22 protein-coding genes are annotated in these 19,942 nt (G+C 72.6%); 9 read left to right on the top strand and 13 right to left on the bottom strand.

The genetic code is table 11. From position 1 onward, the window contains the following. Nucleotides 1-3: 3 nt before the first annotated feature. From ACRAWC_RS10250 to ACRAWC_RS10240, 3 genes are all read left to right on the top strand, one after another. Nucleotides 4-807: a thioesterase family protein gene (locus ACRAWC_RS10250; protein WP_431347624.1), complete on the top strand. Its 804-nt coding sequence runs from the start codon at nucleotides 4-6 to the stop codon at nucleotides 805-807. 107 nt (nucleotides 808-914) lie between these two features. Further along, on the top strand, nucleotides 915-1,349 hold the full coding sequence (locus tag ACRAWC_RS10245; RefSeq protein ID WP_431347623.1) for a VOC family protein: 435 nt from the start codon (nucleotides 915-917) through the stop codon (nucleotides 1,347-1,349). A 6-nt stretch (nucleotides 1,350-1,355) separates the two neighbouring features. After that, a complete protein-coding gene (locus ACRAWC_RS10240; protein ID WP_431347622.1) occupies nucleotides 1,356-1,997 on the top strand; it encodes a winged helix-turn-helix transcriptional regulator in 642 nt (213 codons plus the stop codon). Between the two features lie 72 nt (nucleotides 1,998-2,069). On the opposite strand, the gene ACRAWC_RS10235 is transcribed toward ACRAWC_RS10240, so the two are convergent. From ACRAWC_RS10235 to ACRAWC_RS10225, 3 genes are all read right to left on the bottom strand, one after another. Further along, a complete protein-coding gene (locus ACRAWC_RS10235; protein WP_431347621.1) occupies nucleotides 2,070-2,315 on the bottom strand; it encodes a dihydrofolate reductase family protein in 246 nt (81 codons plus the stop codon). Then, on the bottom strand, nucleotides 2,294-2,605 hold the full coding sequence (locus ACRAWC_RS10230; RefSeq protein ID WP_431347620.1) for a dihydrofolate reductase family protein: 312 nt from the start codon (nucleotides 2,603-2,605) through the stop codon (nucleotides 2,294-2,296). Before ACRAWC_RS10230 ends, ACRAWC_RS10235 begins: the two co-directional genes overlap by 22 nt. 335 nt (nucleotides 2,606-2,940) lie before the next feature. After that, nucleotides 2,941-3,297 (bottom strand): alpha/beta fold hydrolase, encoded by a 357-nt coding sequence (locus ACRAWC_RS10225; RefSeq protein WP_431347619.1) that lies wholly within the window; start codon nucleotides 3,295-3,297, stop codon nucleotides 2,941-2,943. Nucleotides 3,298-3,534: 237 nt separating this feature from the next. Between ACRAWC_RS10225 and ACRAWC_RS10220 the strand changes: the two genes are divergently transcribed. Together ACRAWC_RS10220 and ACRAWC_RS10215 are read left to right on the top strand one after the other, a co-directional pair. Beyond that, nucleotides 3,535-4,557, top strand: a complete 1,023-nt coding sequence (locus ACRAWC_RS10220) for an alpha/beta fold hydrolase (RefSeq protein ID WP_431347618.1) — start codon at nucleotides 3,535-3,537, stop codon at nucleotides 4,555-4,557. Between the two features lie 138 nt (nucleotides 4,558-4,695). Continuing rightward, on the top strand, nucleotides 4,696-5,286 hold the full coding sequence (locus ACRAWC_RS10215) for a class I SAM-dependent methyltransferase (protein WP_431347617.1): 591 nt from the start codon (nucleotides 4,696-4,698) through the stop codon (nucleotides 5,284-5,286). On the opposite strand, the gene ACRAWC_RS10210 is transcribed toward ACRAWC_RS10215, so the two are convergent. Beyond that, nucleotides 5,264-5,686 carry a hypothetical protein gene (locus ACRAWC_RS10210; protein ID WP_431347616.1) on the bottom strand — a complete coding sequence of 141 codons (423 nt, stop codon included), beginning with the start codon at nucleotides 5,684-5,686 and terminating at the stop codon, nucleotides 5,264-5,266. The genes ACRAWC_RS10215 and ACRAWC_RS10210 overlap by 23 nt on opposite strands. A gap of 108 nt (nucleotides 5,687-5,794) precedes the next feature. On the opposite strand from ACRAWC_RS10210, the gene ACRAWC_RS10205 reads away from it, so the two are divergent. Then, nucleotides 5,795-6,982: an MFS transporter gene (locus ACRAWC_RS10205; RefSeq protein WP_431347615.1), complete on the top strand. Its 1,188-nt coding sequence runs from the start codon at nucleotides 5,795-5,797 to the stop codon at nucleotides 6,980-6,982. Nucleotides 6,983-7,057: 75 nt separating this feature from the next. Here ACRAWC_RS10205 and ACRAWC_RS10200 read toward each other — a convergent pair whose 3' ends face one another. The 7 genes from ACRAWC_RS10200 to ACRAWC_RS10170 all read right to left on the bottom strand — a co-directional run bounded on the left by ACRAWC_RS10200 (nucleotide 7,058) and on the right by ACRAWC_RS10170 (nucleotide 13,706). Beyond that, on the bottom strand, nucleotides 7,058-8,749 hold the full coding sequence (locus tag ACRAWC_RS10200) for a CDP-alcohol phosphatidyltransferase (protein WP_431347614.1): 1,692 nt from the start codon (nucleotides 8,747-8,749) through the stop codon (nucleotides 7,058-7,060). After that, nucleotides 8,746-9,441 carry a RibD family protein gene (locus ACRAWC_RS10195; RefSeq protein ID WP_431347613.1) on the bottom strand — a complete coding sequence of 232 codons (696 nt, stop codon included), beginning with the start codon at nucleotides 9,439-9,441 and terminating at the stop codon, nucleotides 8,746-8,748. The genes ACRAWC_RS10200 and ACRAWC_RS10195 overlap by 4 nt, the downstream gene beginning before the upstream one ends. Continuing rightward, on the bottom strand, nucleotides 9,438-10,334 hold the full coding sequence (locus tag ACRAWC_RS10190; RefSeq protein ID WP_431349415.1) for a lysylphosphatidylglycerol synthase transmembrane domain-containing protein: 897 nt from the start codon (nucleotides 10,332-10,334) through the stop codon (nucleotides 9,438-9,440). Before ACRAWC_RS10190 ends, ACRAWC_RS10195 begins: the two co-directional genes overlap by 4 nt. Nucleotides 10,335-10,412: 78 nt before the next feature. After that, nucleotides 10,413-11,261 carry an SAM-dependent methyltransferase gene (locus ACRAWC_RS10185; protein ID WP_431347612.1) on the bottom strand — a complete coding sequence of 283 codons (849 nt, stop codon included), beginning with the start codon at nucleotides 11,259-11,261 and terminating at the stop codon, nucleotides 10,413-10,415. After that, a complete protein-coding gene (locus ACRAWC_RS10180) occupies nucleotides 11,258-12,358 on the bottom strand; it encodes a glycosyltransferase family 4 protein (RefSeq protein ID WP_431347611.1) in 1,101 nt (366 codons plus the stop codon). The genes ACRAWC_RS10185 and ACRAWC_RS10180 overlap by 4 nt, the downstream gene beginning before the upstream one ends. Continuing rightward, nucleotides 12,331-12,729, bottom strand: a complete 399-nt coding sequence (locus ACRAWC_RS10175; RefSeq protein ID WP_431347610.1) for a 6-pyruvoyl trahydropterin synthase family protein — start codon at nucleotides 12,727-12,729, stop codon at nucleotides 12,331-12,333. The genes ACRAWC_RS10180 and ACRAWC_RS10175 overlap by 28 nt, the downstream gene beginning before the upstream one ends. Further along, a complete protein-coding gene (locus tag ACRAWC_RS10170) occupies nucleotides 12,729-13,706 on the bottom strand; it encodes a zinc-dependent alcohol dehydrogenase (RefSeq protein WP_431347609.1) in 978 nt (325 codons plus the stop codon). Before ACRAWC_RS10170 ends, ACRAWC_RS10175 begins: the two co-directional genes overlap by 1 nt. A gap of 124 nt (nucleotides 13,707-13,830) precedes the next feature. Here ACRAWC_RS10170 and ACRAWC_RS10165 point away from each other — a divergent pair, with 124 nt between their 5' ends. From ACRAWC_RS10165 to ACRAWC_RS10155, 3 genes are read left to right on the top strand one after another with little or no spacing between them, the layout of a single operon-like run. Beyond that, nucleotides 13,831-14,559 (top strand): CDP-alcohol phosphatidyltransferase family protein, encoded by a 729-nt coding sequence (locus tag ACRAWC_RS10165; RefSeq protein ID WP_431347608.1) that lies wholly within the window; start codon nucleotides 13,831-13,833, stop codon nucleotides 14,557-14,559. Nucleotides 14,560-14,589: 30 nt separating this feature from the next. Then, entirely contained in the window at nucleotides 14,590-15,345 is a 756-nt protein-coding gene (locus ACRAWC_RS10160; protein ID WP_431347607.1) for an MBL fold metallo-hydrolase, read from the top strand. 53 nt (nucleotides 15,346-15,398) lie between these two features. Beyond that, nucleotides 15,399-15,962, top strand: coding sequence for a YbhB/YbcL family Raf kinase inhibitor-like protein (locus ACRAWC_RS10155; protein ID WP_431347606.1), 564 nt, complete (start codon nucleotides 15,399-15,401; stop codon nucleotides 15,960-15,962). 102 nt (nucleotides 15,963-16,064) lie between these two features. On the opposite strand, the gene ACRAWC_RS10150 is transcribed toward ACRAWC_RS10155, so the two are convergent. Together ACRAWC_RS10150 and ACRAWC_RS10145 are read right to left on the bottom strand one after the other, a co-directional pair. Beyond that, nucleotides 16,065-18,776, bottom strand: a complete 2,712-nt coding sequence (locus ACRAWC_RS10150; RefSeq protein WP_431347605.1) for a bifunctional YncE family protein/alkaline phosphatase family protein — start codon at nucleotides 18,774-18,776, stop codon at nucleotides 16,065-16,067. Nucleotides 18,777-19,265: 489 nt separating this feature from the next. After that, a complete protein-coding gene (locus tag ACRAWC_RS10145) occupies nucleotides 19,266-19,826 on the bottom strand; it encodes a hypothetical protein (RefSeq protein WP_431347604.1) in 561 nt (186 codons plus the stop codon). Between the last annotated feature and the right edge of the window lie 116 nt (nucleotides 19,827-19,942).

Raw genomic sequence — 19,942 nt, 5'->3', positions numbered from 1 at the left:
GTGATGAACGCCGACGCCACCTTCCCCGCGGCCTACTTCGTGCAGCGGAGCGAGAACACCTTCACCCCCACTCCGCACGCCGGCGGCGCCTGGGCGGACGACGAGATGCATTTCAGCCCGCTGGGCGGCCTGATCACGCACGCCATCCTGCGCCACGCCGCGAACCCGGACGGCCCCGCGCTGCAGCTCGCCCGGATCAGCTTCGACATCCTCGGCTTCCTCGCGCTGGACGAGGTGGAGCTGTCGGTCGAGACGATCCGCCCCGGCCGCACCATCGAACTGGTGGAGGCGACGGCGGTCATCCACGGCCGCACCGCGGTCAAAGCGCGCGCCTGGCTGCTGTCCGCGTTCGACAGCGCCGAGGTCGCCGGTGGAGCCGCCGGCCCGCTGCCTGCGCCCGAGACGGCCACTCCGTGGTCGATGATGGAGGCGTGGCAGGGCGGCTACGTGGCGTCCCTCGACACCCGCGCCGTCCGCTCGCCGGAGGCCGGCCGGGCGACCGTGTGGCTGTCGACCGGCTGCGAGCTCATCGAGGGGGTCGCGGTCGACCCGGTCACGGCGTGGATCACGCTGGTCGACACGGCCAACGGCGTCGCCGTGCGGGAGCACCCCACCCGTTGGATGTTCCCCAATGTCGACCTGACCATCCACCTCCACCGGGCGCCGTCCGGCGGCTGGCTCGGGCTGGACACGGAGGTGGTGTTCGGGACGTCGGGGCTCGGGATCACGCGGTCGGTGCTGCACGACCGGGACGGCGCGGTGGGGTTCGCGGAGCAGGCGCTGACGGTGCGGCGGTTGACGGAGTAGGTGGTCTGCGGCAGCGCCGCGGCGAGTGAAACAGGGTCTTGACCAACGTACTTGTTTTTTGCAAGTATGACCCGTATCAACACCTCACCACGACAAGGGAGCCCACGATGTCCATGATGTTCGTCAACCTGCCGGTGACCGATCTGGAGCGCGCCAAGGCGTTCTACGAGGCCGTCGGGTTCACCATCAACCCGCTCTTCACCGACCACAACGCCGCGTGCGTCGTCGTCGACGAGGACCACAACTACTTCATGATCGTCACGCGCGAGTTCTTCCAGACCTTCTCCGACCGCCCGGTCGGCGAGCCGTCGAAGACCGTGTCCGCGTCGACCTCGATCATGCTCGACAGCCGCGACGCCGTCGACGCGACCGTGGCCGACGGGATCGCCGCCGGTGGCGTGGAGGAGCGACCGGCCGCAGACTACGGTTTCATGTACCAGCGGCAGCTCGCCGACCCGGACGGCAACATCCTCGAGTTCGGCTGGATGGACCCGGTCGCCGCGCAGCAGGGCCCCGAGGCCTACCTGAACCAGCAGGCCTGAGGTCCGATGGTCGCGCGCGACTACGGGCAGTACGACGGGATCACCCAGGCCCTGGAGCTCGTGGGGGAGCGCTGGGCGCTGCTGATCGTCCGCGACCTGCTCGTCGGGCCGCGTCGCTACGGCGAGCTCGCCGTGGGTCTTCCCCGCATCCCGAGCAACATCCTGGCGGCGCGGCTCAAGGAGCTGCAGGCGGCCGGCATCATCCGCCGGGCACCGCGCTCGCGCATCGTCCTCTACGAGCTCACCCCGTACGGGCGGGAGCTCGAGCCGGTCGTGCTCGCGTTCGGGGCCTGGGGGTTCAAGGCGCTGGGGGAGCCGCGCGCCGAGCAGATCATCACGCCGGACTCCATGACCATCTCGTTGCGCACCGCCTTCCAGCCGCAGGTCGCCGCCGAGCTGCCGGCGACGGCCTACGGCGCGCGGTTCGGTGACGACGGCCTCCTCATCCAGGTGGAGGGGCCGCGCCTGGCCGTGAGCCGCGGGGACGGGCCGGCCGACCTGGCATTCGCGAGCGGGCCGGACATCCGGCGGCTCATCTCCGGAGAGCTCACGCCGGAGGCGGCCCTCGACGCCGGGGTGGTGGAGGTCCTCCAGGGCCCCCGCACGCTCCTCACCCGCTTCGCGACCACCTTCCACCTCGCCGCGTAGCGGTCGACGCCGGCCGATTCGTGCCGAATGTGCTGATTCACGTCGCCGCAGGCGACATTCGGCACGAATGTGTCAGGCCAGGACCCGGTAACCGACCATCAGATACCCGGTGGACGACATCGACGAGGAGAGCGTCTCGAAGCGCATCGCGTGCAGACCCTCCAGCAACCGCCGTCCACCCTCCGCCACACCGGGCGCGATCACGAGTCTCAGTTCGTCCACGACCCCGCCGGCCAGGAGCGCCTGCGCGACCGTGATGCTGGCGTGCACGCCGATGTCGCCGCCGTCGCCCTCCTTCAGTCGCCTGGCGAACTCCACGACATCCCCTCGATCGCCGTCGCCCCCGACCATTCGGGGTCGAGCGGCGCCGACGTCGCGACGTGCTTCGTCACCCCGTTGATGAAGTCCGAGAACGGCTGGATATCGCTGCCCGGCCAGTACCGCGCCCATTCGTCGTAGCTGCGCCGGCCCAGGATGACGGCGTCCTGCGTCGCGATCACGGCGCCGAGGTCGGCGTCCATGTCTTCGTCCCAGTCCGGGATGAAGGCGTCCGGATCCTCCGCGACACCGTCGAGCGACACCAGCTCGTAGACCACGATCTTCCGCATGCGACGAACGTAGCCGGTCGGGCGGGTGCGCGGAAGCTGCGCAGCGGACGGGCGAGCGAACCCGTTCAGGCCGCGCGGCGGGTGCGCCGTCGTGCCCGTCGCTCGGTCCGACGTCGCTCGGTCCGACCTCGCGCGGCGGCCAGGTCGGTGACCGCAGCGCCCGCAGCGGGCGTCTCGACCCGGACCAACGGCAGGCACGTGCGTTCGCGCATCCAGACGGCGGTGCGGGTCACGGGCTGACGGCTCACGACGTGAGACGTTATCCGGAGAGAGCCGGCGGGTCAACCGGTTCGGGCGCGATTCACCTGTCTCGTCACCCGCTTGTCCCGTTCAGTTCACGCGAGGAACGCCTCCACCCGGTCCGGCCAGGTGTCCGCGTCGGCGGCGTCCTCGGCGAGGAACAGCTCCGAGGCCGGGATGAGTTCGTGCAGCCGTTCGGCGGTCGAGAGCGGGTGACCCGCGTCGCCGGCCCAGGGGAGCAGGAGCACCGGCATCCGCAGCGTCGCGACCTGCTCCGGGCTCGGCAGGTCGGAGAGCGCCGCGCCGCGCAGCACGGCAGGAGCCGTCGCGGGCCGCAGCTGCGGCTCCGGTGTGACACCGCGCTCGGCGAGCACGGGCGGCAGCGCCAGAGCGGATGCCGCCATCAGCTTCATGAGCGCGTCCCAGCCCTGTGTCTCCAGCAGGTCGGCCATCTGACCGTAGACCGCGGCCTGGGCGGGGCGCGTCTCCCACGCGGTCGGGGGAGGCCGAGCACGAGTCGGCGGAAGCGCTCCGGATGCCGGACGGCGGCGGTGAGAATCGTGCCGGTCCCCATCGAGAGCCCGGCCTGCGTGCGCCGGGGAGCGCGCGATTCGGAGGTCATCGTAATCGCGGGGTCCGACGGCGCAACGCTCGTGCCGCAGCCACGCCGCCCGCCGCACAATGGACGCATGCAGCAGCGGATCAGCAGGCTGACGACCGAGGGCGGCACCGAGCTGGCGTTCGCGACGACCGGGTCCGGCCGCCCGCTGCTGTACGTGTCGGGGTGGGTGAGCCACCTCCAGCTGAGCTGGGAGATCCCGGAGGAGCGCGCCTATTTGGAGAGTCTCGCGCAGGGCTGCCTGCTGGTCCGGTACGACCGCGCCGGGTGCGGGCTGTCGGCGCCGTCGGGGCGCGAGCCGTCGCTGGAGTTCGAGCTGGAGCAGCTGGACGCCGTGGCCGTGAGCGCCGGACCCGCGCCGTTCGACCTGATGGGGTCCTCGATGGGCGCGCCGATCGCCGCGGCGTGGGCGGCAGCGCATCCGGAACGGGTGCGGAGGCTGGTGCTCTACGGCGGCTGGCGGTCCGGAGCCCGGCTGTCGCCGCCGAGCGCGCGCGACCATGTCCTCGCGCTCGTCGAGTCGCACTGGGGACTCGGTTCGGATGTCCTCACCGACATCTTCGCGCCGGACGCGCACGCGACGACGCGCGAGGAGTTCGGCCGCTACCAGCGCGCCTCCTCGGACGCGGCGACCGCCCGCGCGCTCCTTGAGCTCAGCTACCGGATCGACATCGGCGACGTCCTCGGCGGGGTGCGCGCGCCGACGCTCGTCGTCCACCGCGACCGGGACCGCGCGGCGCCGCTCGCGCAGGCCCGGGAGCTCGCCGCCGGCATCCCGGGCGCAGAGCTCGTGGTGCTCCCCGGCCGGTCGCACCTGCCGTACGCGGGCGACGCCCACGCACTGGTGGCGACGGTGCGCCGCTTCCTCGGCCTCCGCGCGTCGCGCCGCGGAGCCGGGAGCCTCACCGAACGGCAGACGGAGGTCGCGGCCCTCATCGCGGACGGCCGCACGAACCACGAGATCGCGGACCGCCTCGGAATCGACGAGCGCTCGGCGGAGGGTCACGTCGAGCGCATCCGGCTGCGGCTGGGGTTCCACTCCCGGGCACAGGTCGCGGCGTGGTACGCGGCGCAGCGCGAGGACGCGCGCTAAGTGGGGTAGTTCCCCGCCTGACTCGCTGACCGCGGTCCGGGAGGCTGTCTCCATGACCCGAGTCACCCTCCGCACGTCCGCGCCCGCCTTCGAGCAGCACCCCTCCGGGGCCCCTTCAACGCCGCCTTCTTCCGCGTCATGGACCCGTACATCGAGCACCACCTCCGCCTGCACAAGCAGCGCGCCTTCGCCGAGCTGCCGCCGGAGGTCGTCGAGCTCGGCTCCGGGGTCGGCGCGAACCTCCGCTACCTCCCGGCCGGCGCGACTCTGATCGCCGTCGAGCCGAACCGCCACATGCACGCGCGCCTCCGGTCCGCGGCCGCTCGCGCCGGCGTGCGCCTCGACCTTCGTGAGCGCCTTGCCGAGAGCACCGGCCTCCCGGACCACAGCGTCGACACGGTCATCTCGTCGCTCGTGCTCTGCACGGTCCACGATCCGGACGCCGTGCTCGCCGAGGTCCGGCGCATCCTGCGGCCGGGCGGCGCCTTCCGCTTCGTGGAGCACGTGGCAGCGCCGGACGGGACGCCGACCCGGCTGGCGCAAAGGCTGGTCCGCCGGCCCTGGGCGTGGACATTCGAAGGCTGCTCCTGCGAGCGCGACCTGGAGGGCGCCCTCCGCGCCGCGGCCTTCGCGAGCGTGGAGGTGGAGCGCTACCGCGTCCGGACGGCGTTCCTGCCGTTCAACACGCAGATCGCGGGGGTGGCCGTCACGCCACGCGCGTCCTCCTGAACGCGGCGCCCGAGGTGATCGCCAGCACGACGATCCCGATCGCCTCGATGATGACGGTCTCCGGGACGAGGGTGAACGTCCACACCTCCCTGATGCCGAACAGGCCGACCGTGAGGGCGAGCAGGAGCGCGGCCAGGCTGGCGATGAGGAACAGCAGACTGAGGAGGGTGGCGAGGCGCAGCCAGGCGCCGCGCAGCACCAGCATCCCGATCGCCAGGACGATGGCGGCGATCGCGTTGAGGACGAACAGGACGCCGAGCAGGCCGCCGACACCGTCGAAGATCAGGAACAGATGGATCCCGGCGACCAGCACGAGCACGATTGCGCTCAGGATCCGCATGAGCCGCATCGGCCCCTGGCTGCTCCGGCTGCTCTGACTGCTCTGGATGCTCTGGGTCATGGCTCTACCCGCTTCCTTCCCCGGGCCTCCACCGCTGAAGGCCTCATGGGGAACACGAACGAGGCTCGGTATCGGTTCAATCGGCGCGGCGGGGTTAGCATCGCAACCATGCCTCACGCGTCGGACTGGAGCGCGGGCACCGTGCGCGAGGCGGCGGGCGGACTCGTCGCGCTGACGGTGGCGACCTTCCTCGCGGTGACGACGGAGATGCTGCCGGTCGGGCTGCTGCCGGCGATCGGGAACGACATGCGGGTGTCCGACTCGGTGACCGGGCTGCTGGTCACGGTCTATGCGTTCATGGTCGCCGTTCTCGCGGTGCCGCTGACGCTGTCGACGTCCCGGTTCTCGCGCAAAGGCCTGCTGCAGGCGACGCTCGTGGCGTACACGGTGAGCAACCTCGTGGTCGCGGTCGCGCCGGACTTCGGCGTGCTGGCGGCGGGGCGCGCCTTCGGTGGGATCGCGCACGCGCTGTTCTTCTCGGTCAGCATCGGGTACGCGTCCCGGCTGGTGACCTCCGCGTTCACCGGGCGCGCGCTGGCGCTGGTCACCGCGGGAGCCTCGGCCGGGTTCGTGCTCGGGGTGCCGCTGTCGACCTCCCTCGGCACGGCGCTCGGCTGGCGCGCGGCGTTCGGCGTGCTGGCCGGGGTGTGCGCGGTCACGGTCGTCATCGTCGCGGTGCTGCTGCCGGCGGTCCCGGGAGGCGGGACCGGGCACACCGGGGAGGGCGCGGGCGCTCGCCGGGTGCGGCTGGGGATCGTCTCCACAGCGAACGCGATCGTGTACCTGGGGCAGTTCACGGTCTACACCTTCGTCTCGGTGATCCTCCTCGCCACCGGGCTGCCGGTGCAGGGGGTCGGTCCGGTGCTGCTCGGGATCGGCGCGGTCGGGCTGGTCGGGACCTGGTTCGCGGCGGCGACGCTCGACCGGCGACCGCGCTCGACCGTACTGGCGCTGCTCGGCGCGGTCACGGTCGGGCTGGTGGGGGTGGGGATCGCCTTCCCGGCGCTCGCCGGCGTGCTCGCGGCCGCGGTGCTGTGGGGCGCGGGCTTCGGCGGGGTGGCGTCGGTGTTCCAGACCGCGGCGATCCGCACGCGCGGCGCGACCCCGGAGGTCATCGGGGCGCTCGTGAACTCGACGGCCAACATCGGGATCGGAGGAGGGGCGGCGGTCGGCGCGGCGGTGCTCGCCGGGCCCGGGCTGGGGTGGCTGCCGTTCGCGGGGGCCGCGCTGGTGGTCGTGGGACTCGTCGTCATCCTGGTGGCGCGCCGGTCGTTCCCGTCGTCGCCCGAGGCGTGACACTCGCCGGCGATTCGTGCCGAATGTCGCGAATGGCGACGCGAAACGCGACATTCGTGCCGAATCGCGCTGACTTCAGGGGCCGTAGGCCGTCAGGAAGCGGTCGCGGAAGGCGTCCATGCGCCAGACGGGGGCGCCGGCGGACGGCAGCAGCCCGGGCTGCCAGCCCCACGACGCGATCCGCTCGGTGACGGCCGGGTCCTTCGCGATGATGCTGATCGGCACGTCGTGGTTCGCGCCGGGCCCGCTGACGACCGTCGCCGGCTGGTGATCGCCGAGCACCAGGAGCACGAGGTTCGGGTCGTCGAAGGTGGTCAGGAACGAGGTCAGCGCGCCCATCGTGTACTCGATCGACTGGCCGTAGAGCTGCTGGACGTGGTGCGGGTCCTGCCAGACGACGCTCGGCGGGAGGCCCTCCGCCGGCTGGGGGTCGAAGACCGAGCCGTCGCCGAGCTGATCCCAGGGCAGCAGCTTCGGCAGCGGCGTCCACGGCGTGTGCGAGGAGACGAGGTCGATCTCCGCCATCAGCGGCGGGTGCGGCCCGGCGAGCTGGTGCTGCTGGAAGTAGGCCAGCGTGTACTGGTCGGGCACCTGCGCGTAGCTGAAGATCGGTCCCCGGTAGCCGACGTTCGTGGCGTTGAGCTCCTGCTCGTAGTGGTAGAACGTCGACCCGACCGGCCACGGCTTCGAGTCCGACGGGACGTCGCTGAGGGTCCGCCAGCCGGCTTTGCGGAAGGCGTCGCTGAGCGTGAAGCGGGTGCCGGCGGTCACCTGGTCGTAGCGCTGCTGCGAGTCGACCCACAGCCCGGTCTGCAGCGTGGAGTGCGCAAGCCAGCTGATCCCGCCGAACGTGGACGAGGTCAGGAACGCGCTGCGCTCGGTGTAGCCGTGGGCGGCGAGGGCGGCGTTCCCGCTGCGCAGGACCGCATCCACCCCCGGCGAGAAGGACGTGCCCTGCACGGCGACCTGCCCGTAGCTCTCCACGAAGACGATGACGACGTCCTTGCCCTTCAGCCCGGTCAGCAGGTCGGAGGCGGGCAGCGCCGCATACGGGTCGCTGGACGCCGCGCGGTCGAAGACCGCCTGGTCGCGCGCGGCGACCTGCACCTGGTCCACCGTCGAGGCCGCCGCGGAGAGCCCGTCGGCCGCGGCGACCGGCTCGCCGGGCACGAGCTGAACGCCGACGATCGCGAGGACCAGCCACCCGGCCGTGACGGCGGACGCCGCGATCAGGCTCGGCCGGCGCCGACGGGTGAGGACGCGCGCGACGCGCAGCAGGGAGGCGGCGACCGCGACCACGGCGCCGACCGCCACCAGCGCCACGAGCGCCAGGAGGCCGATCGCCCCCGCCGTCCCGGTGGAGTCGCGGACCACTCCGTAGCCGTCCACCAGCTCGGACCATCCCGACACCACGTCGAACGGCCGGCCGACCGTCGCCTCGAACACGCGGTCGAGTGCAGCGACCATCGTCGCGAGGACGAGCAGCAGGGCGACGAGGATCGCGAGGGTGCGGCGCGCCCACCGCCACGGGAGCAGGATGAGCGTGGCCAGAGCGAGGACGCACTCCAGCGGGACGCGCACGAGGGCGAGCGTCGAGTCGGAGGCGACCAGGCCGGGGGCGAGCGAGGCGACGAAGAGGATGACGACGGCCAGGGTGGTGGCGACGGCGGCCAGGGTGGTGGCGACGACGGCCAGGGTGGTGGCGACGGCGGCCAGGGTGGTGGCGACGGCGCTCCGGACCCGGCGGTCCCTGCGCTGCCGGCTCACGGGAAGCCCCCGAACCGGTCGGACAGGGCGTAGCGCAGCAGCACGACATCCCCGATCGGCCGGGCCTCCACGAGCGCGGCACGGCGGTCGCTCGTCCACGGGTACGCGCCCTCGCCGACGAAGCGGGGCGCGTCCCGGTCTCCGACGAAGAACGGGGCCACCGCGAGGTGCAGCTCGTCGGCCAGCCCCTCCGAGAGGAACTGGGTCAGCGTCCTCCCGCCGCCCTCCACCATCAGCCGCCGCACGCCGCGCTCGCCGAGGTCCGCGAGGAGGTCGGTCATCCGCACGTCGTCGCCGAGCGGCACGACGGTCGCGGCGTCGCCGAGCCGGTCGGCGAGGAGGCCGTGCCGGTCGCGCGGGCAGTACACGAGTTTCCGGGTGTCGCCGAGGGTGAAGAAGTTCGCGCGGGGATCGAGGTCGCCGGTCGAGGTCACGGTCGCCTTCCAGGGCGTGCGGCACTTCCCGGAGGCCTCCCGCCGGTCCTGGCGCTCGGCACTGCGGACGAGCAGCCGCGGGTTGTCCCGCCGAACCGTGCGGGCGCCGACGAGGATCACGTCGTGCCGCGCACGGACCTCGTCCACCCGGTCGAAGTCGGCGGCGTTCGAGAGCGCGAGCTTCGGCGGGCGCGCGGTGTCGAGGTAGCCGTCGAGGGAGATGGCGCAGCTCACGGTCACATACGGTCGCTCGGTCATGCCCGCATCCTCCTCCTGCGCCGAACGGCCGCGTACTGCACGATCAGCGCAGCCGGGGCGAAGCACACGAAGGCCAGCACGCCGTACAGCGTGGCGGCGGAGACGCCGCCCGCAGCGCCGAAGCCCGCCATTGCGAACGCCCACCCGGCCGCGCCCTCCCGCGGACCCCAGCCGCCGAGGTTGAACGGGATGGATGCCGCGAGCAGCACCACCATCCCGAGTGCGAGGAGACGCAGCGGCGGCACGTCCGCGCCGACGGCGATCGCCGCGATCGCGAACGTGCCGAGGTGGCACGCGCAGACGATCACCGACGCGACGACCGCCTGGAGGCAGACCGACGCCGAGCCGAGGCCCTCCCGGAGCTCCCGCCATTCGTGCGCCAGCGCCCGTCGGACGCGTCGGCTCGCGGAGGCCGTGACGGCGCCGCCGACGATCACGGCCGCGAGCGCGACGCCGAGCACCGGCAGCAGGACGCCCTCGAACTCCATCCCGACGATCGCCAGCACACCCACCGCGAGGACGAGCTGCACCACCTGGCCGAGCAGCCGCTCCACGGCGACGGACCGGGCCGCAGCGCCCATCCTGTCGGCGCTGCGGCCGTGATCGACCGCGCGCTGGATGTCGCCGACCACGCCGCCCGGCAGCACGGTGTTCACGAACTGCGAGCGGTAGTACGCCCCGATCGCCGTGGACCAGCGGAGGCCGACGCCGAGCCGTCCGGCGATCAGGCGCCACCGCCACGCGGCCGCGACCGTCGCGAGCGCGGTGAGGGCGAACGCGGCGAGAACCGTGGGCCCGTCGAGGCTGAGGAGGCCGTGGAGGAAGGGGCCGGTTCCGACGCGTGCGACGATCGCGATGAGGATGGCGAGGGGGACGAGGACGCGGAGGGTGATCCGGAGCCCAGGGCGTGCGAGGAGGCGGCGGCGCGGCGCTGCCCTCGTCGTCTCTGTCCGCTGCGCTCAGCCGGACGGTCATCGCGGCCACGCCAGCACGTCGAGGTGGTACACGACGGCGGACAGCACGCCGCGGCGCTGCTGCTCGCGGCGCAGCTCCCGGTAGCCTGCGGCCCGATCGAGCAGCGCCCGATCGCGGTCGACCTCCGCCTGCTCCACCGCCGCGTCGACCCAGCCGTCGAACCACGCGCCCAGCAGCAGGTCGCGTCGGTCGAGCCGCCACGTCGTGAGCGCCGTGCGGACGTGCCAGCCGGCGCGCGCGAAGAGCCCGCGCACGATCGGCGCGCCGTACCGCCCGAGCAGGCGGCGGCCGTCCACCTCCCGGCGCTGGTGCTCGTTGAAGGCGCGGGCGAAGCGGATGTCGCGCGGATCCCAGGGCCGCACCTCCACGTCACCGGTCACGCTGAGCGGCAGGAACGCGGGTGCGCCGGCGGCGAGGCACGCGTCCACGATCGCGTGCGCCTCCCGCGCGGTCACGACATCGAGCAGCGCAGAGGCCGTCACCAGATCCGCGCCGGCGACGTCGGCGGGCGCGAGCCGCTCGAGCGGGGTCACGCGGGAGTCGATCGCGATCGGGCGGCCGGTGCGGTCGCGGGGAGGCGCTGTCCGCGTCGCGTGCGCGGTGAGGTCGGCGTTCCAGTCGTGGAGGACCCAGCTCTGCGACCCGGGGAGCTGCGGCGCGAGCCAGCGCATCATCGAGCCGGTGCCGCTGCCGAGGTCGTGCACGGTGATCGGGCGGCCGGGCGCCGGAGAGTCGGCTCCGACGAGTCCCGCCGCCAGGCGCGCGAGGCGCCGCGACCGTGCGCGACCGTCCTCCGCCTCCCGCAGCGCGAGCCAGTCGGCACCGACCTCCAGCACCCCGCTCATGACGGCACCGCCTCCGTCCGCAGTCCTTCCACGGCGGCCGCTCGCAGCGCGGAGGCGACGACCGCGACCGTGTCCTCCCAGCGCCGGCCGGCCTCCCGCGCCTCCAGCGCCGCCTTCTTCAGCGCGTCCCGGCGCGCCGCGCTCGCCCACCACTGCTGCAGCACCACGCGCAACGCCCAGGCGTCGTCCGGCGGCACGATCATCGCGGCGTCCGCGCGCGCGATCGCTTCGGGGATGCCGCCCACGCCGGTCGCGAGCACCGGCACCCCGTGCGCGAGCGCCTCGGCGACGGCCATCCCGTAGCTCTCGCTGCGCGACGGCAGCACGACGAGGTCGGCCTCCGCGTACGCCTCCGAGAGGGCGACCGGGTCGAGGACGCCCGCGAAACGGATCCGGCCGGAGAGGCCGGCGGCGTCGATCACGGCCGTCAGCGCTGCGACGAAGTCGGGGTCGACCTCCCGCGAGCCGACGAGCGCGCAGGTCCAGTCGTCGCGGTCGGCGAAGCCGGCGAGCGCGCGCAGCAGGAGGTCCTGGCCCTTGTGCGGCGCGATCGCGGCGACGCACAGCAGACGGCCGCCGCCCGCGGAGGCCGTGGTCGCGGGCGCTGGGTCGACGCCCGGATGGGCGACCACGATCCGGTGCGGGTCGGCGGCGTCCTGTTCGAGGAGCTGGGAGCGGGTCCATGCGCTCGTCGCGATGATCCGTCGCGCGGAGCGCAGGGCGCCGAGGTCGCGGTCGTCGAGCATCGCGCCGCCGGGCATCCCGTCGCCCGGGGTCGCCGGCGCCGCGACCATGTGCGCCAGCACCACGATCCGCAGCCGCGACCGGTGCGCCACCAGCGCCTCCGGCTCCCGGGACACCAGCAGGCCGTCCACCAGCGCGAGCGCGCCCTCCGGCAGCGCCGCCAGCGCACGGGCCGTCCAGCCCGGGCCGCGGCCGGTGACCAGGAGCATGTGCACCGTCCACCCCGCGCCGCGGAGGCCGTCGCGGACGCGCTGGTCGTAGCGGTTCCCGCCGCTCACCCGGGGCGGGTCGTCGATGGTGTCCGGCACCACGAAGTACACAGCGGTCACAGCGGCCTCGAGTAGCTCGCCCACGCGATGTGGGACTCATGAAGGGTGACGGCGATGGAGGTCAGCCCGGTCGCACGACCGAGCGCCCCGTCGGCCGCGGCGTCTGCCAGCCGGTCGGCGATCGCCCGGCACAGCACCTCCGTGGTGGTGTTCATCCCGGAGAAGGCGGGCTCGTCGTCCAGGTTGCGGTACGTGAGCGAGCCGGTGATGTCGGCGAGCACGGCCGTGGCGCGGCCGATGTCGACCACGACACCGTCGGCGTCGAGCTCGTCGGCGCCGAAGGTCGCGTCCACGACGAAGGTCGCGCCGTGCAGTCGCTGCGCGGGCCCGAACGCCTCGCCGGTGAAGCTGTGGGCGACCATGAGGTGATCGCGGACCGTGACCGTGTACGGCATCAGGCGTCCTCCCAATCGATGCTGTGGCAGAGCTCGGAGCCGGGGCCGGCCGCCAGTCGCGCGAGGACCTCCGGCAGTTCCCGCCACGACGACGAGCCGGTCAGGAGGGCGTCGAACGCGGGGTCCCGCAGCAGGTCGAGCGCGAGTGCCAGCCGGTCGGCGGTGCTGCGCCGGTCGCGGCGCCGCGGGGACACCTCGCCCACCTGGCTCGACCGGAGGGTGAGCCGGCGGGAGTGGAAGTCCTCCCCGAGCATGAGCGTCACCGGCCGGTCGCCGAACCAGCTCGCCTCGATCACCTCGCCGTCGGCGACGATGGTCTCGAGCGCGAGCCGCAGCCCGGCCTCCGATCCGCTCGTGTGGACGACGAGGTCGCGGTCGTGCGGGGCGGCGGCGGGCTCGGCGAAGTCCACGCCCAGCCGCTCGGCGACCGCGCGCCGAGACGGGTCGACGTCGACCAGCGTGACCTCCGCGCCCGGGATGCCGTGCGCCAGCCGTGCGACGCAGCAGCCGATCATCCCGGCCCCGATCACCGCGATCCGGTCGCCGAGCAGCGGGGCGGCATCCCACAGCACGTTGACCGCGGTCTCCACTGCCCCCGCGAGCACCGCGCGCTCGGCGGGCACGCCCTCAGGGACCGGGATCACCGCGCCGGCCGGGACGACGAAGGCCGACTGGTGCGGGAAGAGCGTGAAGACGGTGCACCCGGCCAGTTCGGGCGGCCCCTGCTCGACCACGCCGACGTTGAGGTAGCCGTACTTGACCGGCGCGGGGAAGTCGCCCTCCTGGAACGGCGCGCGCATCAGCGCGCGCTGGCTGGGCGGCACCCGGCCGCCGAACACGGTCGCCTCGGTGCCGCGGCTCACGCCCGTGCGCAGCGTGCGGACCAGCACCTCCCCATCGCGGGGCACCCGCAGCGGCTCGGACCGCAGGGCGCCGACGCCGGGCTCCTCGACCCAGAACGCGGTGGCTTCGAGCACGTGGAGCTCCTCTCGCGGCGGCCTCCGATGGGACCGAGCCGTTGTGAACCATCCGTGCACACGCTGCGTGTTAAGGCAAGATGCGGCAGCGCACGGTGCCGTTCCCCAGAGACACGAGGCTGACGTGAAAAGGGTTCAACTCGCAGCGGTCGGCTGGGCCGGCGCGGGTCTCGCGCTCGTCCTCCTGATCGGGCTGCTCTCGGTCGAGTGGTGGATGACGCCGCTGCCGGCCTCGGGCTGGGCGGCGGCCGTGGCCTACCTCCTGGTGTCGAACGTGCTGCTGGTCCGCGGCCTCCAGCGCCGCCGGTCGGAACGCTTCGGGCCCGCGAACATCGTCACCTCGATGCGCTCGACGGTGGTCGGGGTGATCACGGGACTGGTGGTGGCGTCGTTCGGTTCGGCGGTGCCCGTCCCGCTGCTGGTCGGGCTGGTGATCCCGGCCCTGGCGCTCGACGCGGTCGACGGCTGGGTCGCGCGACGCACCGGCAGCACGAGCGAGCTGGGGGCGCGGTTCGACATGGAGGTGGACGCGTTCCTGCTGCTGGTGCTGAGCGTCTTCGTCGCACCGACGCTCGGGTTGTGGGTGCTGGCGATCGGCGCGCTGCGCTACGCGTTCGTGGTCGCTGGATGGGTGCTGCCGTGGCTGCGGGCGCCGCTGCCGTACCGGTACTGGCGGAAGGTGGTGACGGCGTACGCGGGGGTGGCGCTCGCCGTGGCGTGCACGGGGGTGCTTCCCGGGGTGAGCGCTGTGCTGGTCGCGGGGGCGCTGGCGCTGCTGGGGGAGTCCTTCGGGCGGGATGTGGTGTGGCTGGTGCGGGAGCGGGAGCGGGAGCGGGAGCGGGTCGGAGTGTAGCGCCGGCACGGCCATTTCTACGATGGAGACGTGACCACTCCTCCCCGCATCCTCTCCCTCGGCGGCCCCAGCCTCCTCGTCGAATTCGGCGGCGCTCGCTTCGCCGTCGACCCGACGTTCGATCGCGCGGGTGAGTACCCGATCGGCTCCCGGGTGCTCACCAAGACCACGGATGCGCGCCTCCAGCCCGCTGACCTCGGGCGCGTCGACGCGGTGCTGCTCTCGCACGACCAGCACCCGGACAACCTGGACCACGGTGGCCGGGCGTATCTGACGACCGCGCCCCTCGTCGTGACCACGCCACTCGCCTCCGGACGCCTCGACGCGTCGTGCCGCGGGCTCGAACCGTGGGACTCCGTCGTCGTCGGCGGGGTCACCGTCACCGCCGTCCCCGCCCAGCACGGGCCGGACGGGACGGAGGCCGCCACCGGCCCCGTGACCGGATTCGTCCTGGAGTCGACGAACTCGCCCACGGTCTACATCTCCGGCGACAACGCCTCGCTCGACCTCGTGGCCGAGATCGCCGGACGCTTCCCGGCGATCGAACTCGCGGTCCTGTTCGCGGGAGCGGCGAGGACGCCGCTGGTCGACGGCTGCCTCACGCTCACGAGCGCCGAGGCCGCGGAGGCCGCGCGCATCCTGGGCCGGCCGCGCGTGCTCCCCGCGCACACCGAGGGCTGGGCGCACTTCACCGAGAGCACCGAGGACTTCGTCTCCGCCTTCGCCGCGGCCGGGCTCGGCGAGCTGCTCCTCGACAGCACGCCCGGGAGCTGGGCGGTGATCTGATGGGCGTCATCTAGGCTGGCCCTCGCACCCACCCCACCCGGAAAGGCCCCACCATGCCGAACCCCATCGGACGGGCGCTGCGCGATCGGCGTGCCGGGCACGACAAGATCGTCTGGCTGCGGGACGGACTGCAGGGGCCCGAGTCGTTCGTGCTCACCAGCCCGGCGTTCGCCGATGGCGCGCCAATCCCGGCGCAGTATCGCGGTCGGCTCTTCGGGCAGGACCTCTCGCCCGCGCTCGAGTGGACGGCGCCGCCTGTCGCCACCGAGGAGCTGGTGCTCGTCGTGGAGGACCCTGACGCCCCGCGCGCCGAGCCCGCCCTCCACACGCTCGCGCGCGGCATCGACCCGGCGCTCGGCGGTCTGCCGGAGGGCGCGCTGGCCCGGAAGGGCGCACCGGAGGGGATCGCCTACGGCCGCGGGTCACTCGCCTCCCGCGGCTGGCACGGGCCGATGCCGGTGCCGTCGCACGGGCCGCACTTCTACGTCTTCCAGCTCTTCGCAGTGGACCGCCGGCTCGACCTCCCCGCCTCGTTCGGGCTGGAGGACGCCGTGCGCGCGATGCGCGGTCACGTCATCGGGCGGGCGCGCCTCGACGGGACGTACGAGAACCCGTGAGCGCGCACAACCCCTGAATGCCCGCAACCCTGAATGCCCACAACCCGTGAACGCACGAACGCCCCCACCCGCGAAGGATGGGGGCGTCCGCGTCTGCGACGGCTACTGGTCGTCGTGGTTCGTCGACCCCGGGGCGATGCCCGGCACGTCGTTCGGCCCGTAGATCTTCGCGTCTCCCGGGTAGGGCGACGTCCAGTGCTTGGTCTGGTACCAGGTGTAGCGGTTCATCAGCAGCGGGTTGTCGTAGTCCGGGATGGCCGGGTGGCCGGCCGTTCCGGTGAAGTGCTGCTTTCCGGCCCATTTCTGCCATTCGGCGGCGACCGGCTGCTCGGCCGCCGGCACAGCGGCGTCCTTCTCGGCCTGGGCGTTCACGGCGTCGGCCGCGGCTCCGGTCTTCCCGAGGGTGTCGTAGCCGCAGGCGGGCTTGGTCGCGACACCTTCGGTCAGCGGGACCTGGTTGGCGACCGCGGTGTACGGCGTCAGGTCGGGCTTGTTCGTGAACGCGTCCGCCATCGGCGTCGCCGCGGCGATCTTCTGGTTCAGCGGCTGCGCGCCGAGGATCTGCTCGATCGTGCGGACCATGCTGATCTGGGAGTAGTACGTGCTCACGGTCTTCCCGTGCACGGCGTACGGGCTGATCACCTGGATGGGAGCACGGTGGCCGTCGACGTGGTCGGCGGAGTCCTGGCTGTCGTCCTCGGCGACGAAGATCGCGGAGTCCTTCCAGTAGGGCGAGTGCGAGATCTCGTCGACGATCTTGCCGAGCGCGAGGTCGTTGTCGGCGACCATGGCCTTCGGGTCGGCGGTGCCTCCGGTGTGGTCGCTGGAGAGCCACACCATGTTGAAGTTGGACGGCCCGTTCTTCTCGAAGTCCTGCTTCCAGGTCTCGTACCGGTAGATGTCCGGCACGGCGAGGTCGAACGGCGCCGCGTTCGGGTCGGAGATCGCGTTCAGCGACGGGATGACCGAGCCCGCGTTCCACTTGATGGACGGGTCGAACAGCTGCGCGGGCGAACCGCCGCCCATCGTGCTCGTCGCCGCGCAGTAGTACTGCTGCCAGGTCGCGCCGGCCGGCTTGCCCTCGCCGTACTCGAACTCGCCGTAGTTCTTCGCGCTCTTGCCGGCCGACTGCACGGAGTTCCACAGGAAGCCGCTGCGCTGGTGACCCAGCACGTCCTCTTCCGTGTCGTAGGAGCGGGTGTACTCTCCCGCGCTGGTCTGGGTGTAGGCGGTGTTGTCGCCCTGCATCAGCCAGTTGTGACCCTCGGCCGAGTTCGTCCCGATGTCGTACGTGTTGTCGTACAGGCCGAACTGGGAGGCGAGGGCGTGCTGGTTCGGCGTCACCGTCTGGCCGAACTGGGTCAGCGACGGGTCGCCGTTGCCCTGCTTCATGTCGCCGTAGAGCTGGTCGTAGCCGCGGTTCTCCTTGACCACGAGGAACACGTGCTTGATCGGCGAGGGGTCCCCCAGACGCTTCGGGATGACCGCCGCAGCGTTCTCGCTCTGGTCGCCCTGGGCCTGCTTGAGGGAGTTCTCGGTCCAGCCGTTCTGAGCGAACACCTGAGCCGTGGCTTTCTGGATCTGCTGGTCGCTCGGCAGCGCGAACTTCGTGAGCGAGGCCGTGGTCGAGTGCGTGCCGTGCCCGGTCACCACCGGGACGCCCGCCCCCTTGTTGACAGTGATCCCGGGCCCGCGAGCGTCGATCCCGCGCGTGTTCGTGACGACGATCGAGCCGTTCACGGCGGCGACGTTCTCGGGGTAGTAGTCGGTCGGCAGGAGCCCGATGAGCGCGGCGGGGTCACGCGGGTCCTTCGGGTTGATCTTGTAGACGGCGATCGCGTTCGCGTTGCCGAGGGACACCAGCAGGTGGTCGCCCTGCAGCGTGACGGCGGTCGGCTGGTACCCGGTCTTCGACGACGCCCACGGCTGGGTCGCGATCGTCTGGACGACGACCCCGGAGCGTGTGTCGATCACCGAGACGGAGTCGCTGTTCGTGTTGACGACGTACAGGGTGTTCCCGCTGACGTGCATGGCCGTCGGGTGCAGCTCGACCGGGATGGAGCCGACAGCGGCCGACGGGTTCGCCGTGTCGATGACGCTGACCGTGCCGGTCGTCGACGTTCCGAGGGTGGTGTTTGCGGGGACCTGCGTGCCGTACGAACCCATCGTGGTCTCACCGGGGAGCGCGTAGCGGCCGCCCTCGTTGGCCACGTAGAGCTTGCTCCCGACGAACGTCAGCTGACGGGGGGCGATCCCGACCGGGAGGGTCTGCTTGATCGTGCCGGCGGCCGGATCGATGGCGACGACCGTGTTCTGGCCGTTGACCGCTGCGTACAGGGTCGAGCCGTCGGGCGAGAAGGTCATCCCGGCGGTCAGCGCCTCCTGGCCGGCGGCGGAGTTCGGGATGCTGATCTTCGTGCCGGCGCCGAGCGAGCCGTCGGCGTTGAAGGGGTAGCGGACGATGCCGGTCGCGACCGGCTCGTACAGGAACTTGCCGTCGGGCGAGAAGACCGGGCCCTCCTGGCCGACCGTGCCGTCCGAGATCTTGAGGTAGTTCATCGACCCGTAGCCGGCGTTGGCGGCGGCGGTCGCGAACGAGGACGCTGCGAGCGTGCCCGCCGCCGCGACCGGCTTGTACGTCGAGAGGTCGAAGACCTGGAGGTCCACGGAGCGGTCGGCGCTGGTGCCGACGAGGAATCGGCCGTCGGGGCTGACGGTCGATCCCATGAGCTTGCCGAACGGCGTCATCAGGCGGGTCCCGGCCGGCTGGAGCACCTGGTCGGACGAGATCTGCTCGCCGTCGGCGTAGTTCACGCCGACCTGCTGGTTTCCGAAGGCGAGGGTGGAGGCGGTGGCGATGCCGCCGCCGAGGACGACGAGCGCGCAGGTGGCCGCGGTGACCGCGAGGACGCGCTGCCGCGGTGTGAGGGCGGCGAAACGGCGTCTGCCGGATTTCTGGCGCCGGGGGTGTTGCGAGGCATGGGTCGAGACCTTTCCCGAGAGTGGTGGAGCTGAGAAGGCGAGAGACCTCGGAGGGAGGTCACAGAGAAGACACTGGTGCGGCCCTCATCGGGGGGTCAACCAAACGGTTCATGAATGCGGGGTTACGGCGGTCGCGCGCGCTCGGGCGTGTCGACGGCGGCATCCCTGGCGGGACGCGGGATGCGCAGGTGAACGCGGGCGGGGCGGTGGGCGCGTCGTCTGTCAGGACTCTCAGGGTGTCCGCACGCCCTTCAGCCATCCCTTCCTCACTTTCTCCCGCGACACGCCGGCGTTGACCGGGAGAAAGTGAGGAAGGGATGGCTAGCCGCCGAGCGCGGCGACGACGGTCTGCGCGTCGGCCCAGTACTGCGCGTAGTAGCCGGGGTCCGCGTTGACCTGCACGGCGTGCGCGGCCTCGGTCGGCGTCATCGACTGCCAGCCGGGCACGCGCACGAGCTTGCGGAAGAAGTGCGTCGCCGCCGTGTACGGGTCCATCCGGTCCGCGAGCGTGCCCCACGCGCCGTTGTCCCGCTGCTGGAAGAGGCCGCGACTGTCGGGGCCCGCCGCGTCGCCGTAGTCGAGGTTGCGGAGGCCGGACTCGCCGATCGCGGTCATGACCCCGATGGTCTCGCCGTACTGCCCGACGCCCTGGTCTCGGGCGGCTGCGAGGATCGTGGCGGCCATGGCGAGCTCGGGTGCGCAGAATCCGGCGACCGGCCCCTTCGGCACCGCGCGGCCCTCCACCGTGGTCGCCGTGGCGTCGGCGCACGGCGGGGGCGGGGCGGCGATGGTCGCCGGTACTGTCACGAGCCGGGAGGCCGCGAACAGGCCGCCGGCGACGACGAGGGGCGCCACGAGGAGGGCGACGACCGCCTTGCGCATCCCGCACCTCCCGCCCGCTCGGCTCGCGCGGACCTCCCACGCGAAAGCACCACCCTAGGAGGTCGCACTATGCACCTCCTGAAGGCCTCCTGACCAACCTCTGGGCGCGGCACGGG

Source organism: Leifsonia sp. L25, from assembly GCF_050632895.1.
Note: the sequence above shows the minus strand (reverse complement) of the source record. Positions and strands in the feature narration are given on the sequence as shown.

What these genes read in the sequence shown, in the direction of transcription:
- ACRAWC_RS10245 (WP_431347623.1), top strand. Translation starts at nt 915, where the DNA reads ATGTCCATGATGTTCGTCAACCTGCCGGTGACCGATCTGGAGCGCGCC.
- ACRAWC_RS10145 (WP_431347604.1), bottom strand. Translation starts at nt 19,826, where the DNA reads ATGCGCAAGGCGGTCGTCGCCCTCCTCGTGGCGCCCCTCGTCGTCGCC.
- ACRAWC_RS10230 (WP_431347620.1), bottom strand. Translation starts at nt 2,605, where the DNA reads ATGCGGAAGATCGTGGTCTACGAGCTGGTGTCGCTCGACGGTGTCGCG.
- ACRAWC_RS10185 (WP_431347612.1), bottom strand. Translation starts at nt 11,261, where the DNA reads ATGAGCGGGGTGCTGGAGGTCGGTGCCGACTGGCTCGCGCTGCGGGAG.
- ACRAWC_RS10175 (WP_431347610.1), bottom strand. Translation starts at nt 12,729, where the DNA reads ATGCCGTACACGGTCACGGTCCGCGATCACCTCATGGTCGCCCACAGC.
- ACRAWC_RS10155 (WP_431347606.1), top strand. Translation starts at nt 15,399, where the DNA reads ATGCCGAACCCCATCGGACGGGCGCTGCGCGATCGGCGTGCCGGGCAC.
- ACRAWC_RS10220 (WP_431347618.1), top strand. Translation starts at nt 3,535, where the DNA reads ATGCAGCAGCGGATCAGCAGGCTGACGACCGAGGGCGGCACCGAGCTG.
- ACRAWC_RS10240 (WP_431347622.1), top strand. Translation starts at nt 1,356, where the DNA reads ATGGTCGCGCGCGACTACGGGCAGTACGACGGGATCACCCAGGCCCTG.
- ACRAWC_RS10195 (WP_431347613.1), bottom strand. Translation starts at nt 9,441, where the DNA reads ATGACCGAGCGACCGTATGTGACCGTGAGCTGCGCCATCTCCCTCGAC.
- ACRAWC_RS10215 (WP_431347617.1), top strand. Translation starts at nt 4,696, where the DNA reads ATGGACCCGTACATCGAGCACCACCTCCGCCTGCACAAGCAGCGCGCC.
- ACRAWC_RS10250 (WP_431347624.1), top strand. Translation starts at nt 4, where the DNA reads ATGAACGCCGACGCCACCTTCCCCGCGGCCTACTTCGTGCAGCGGAGC.
- ACRAWC_RS10210 (WP_431347616.1), bottom strand. Translation starts at nt 5,686, where the DNA reads ATGACCCAGAGCATCCAGAGCAGTCAGAGCAGCCGGAGCAGCCAGGGG.
- ACRAWC_RS10225 (WP_431347619.1), bottom strand. Translation starts at nt 3,297, where the DNA reads ATGGCCGACCTGCTGGAGACACAGGGCTGGGACGCGCTCATGAAGCTG.
- ACRAWC_RS10205 (WP_431347615.1), top strand. Translation starts at nt 5,795, where the DNA reads ATGCCTCACGCGTCGGACTGGAGCGCGGGCACCGTGCGCGAGGCGGCG.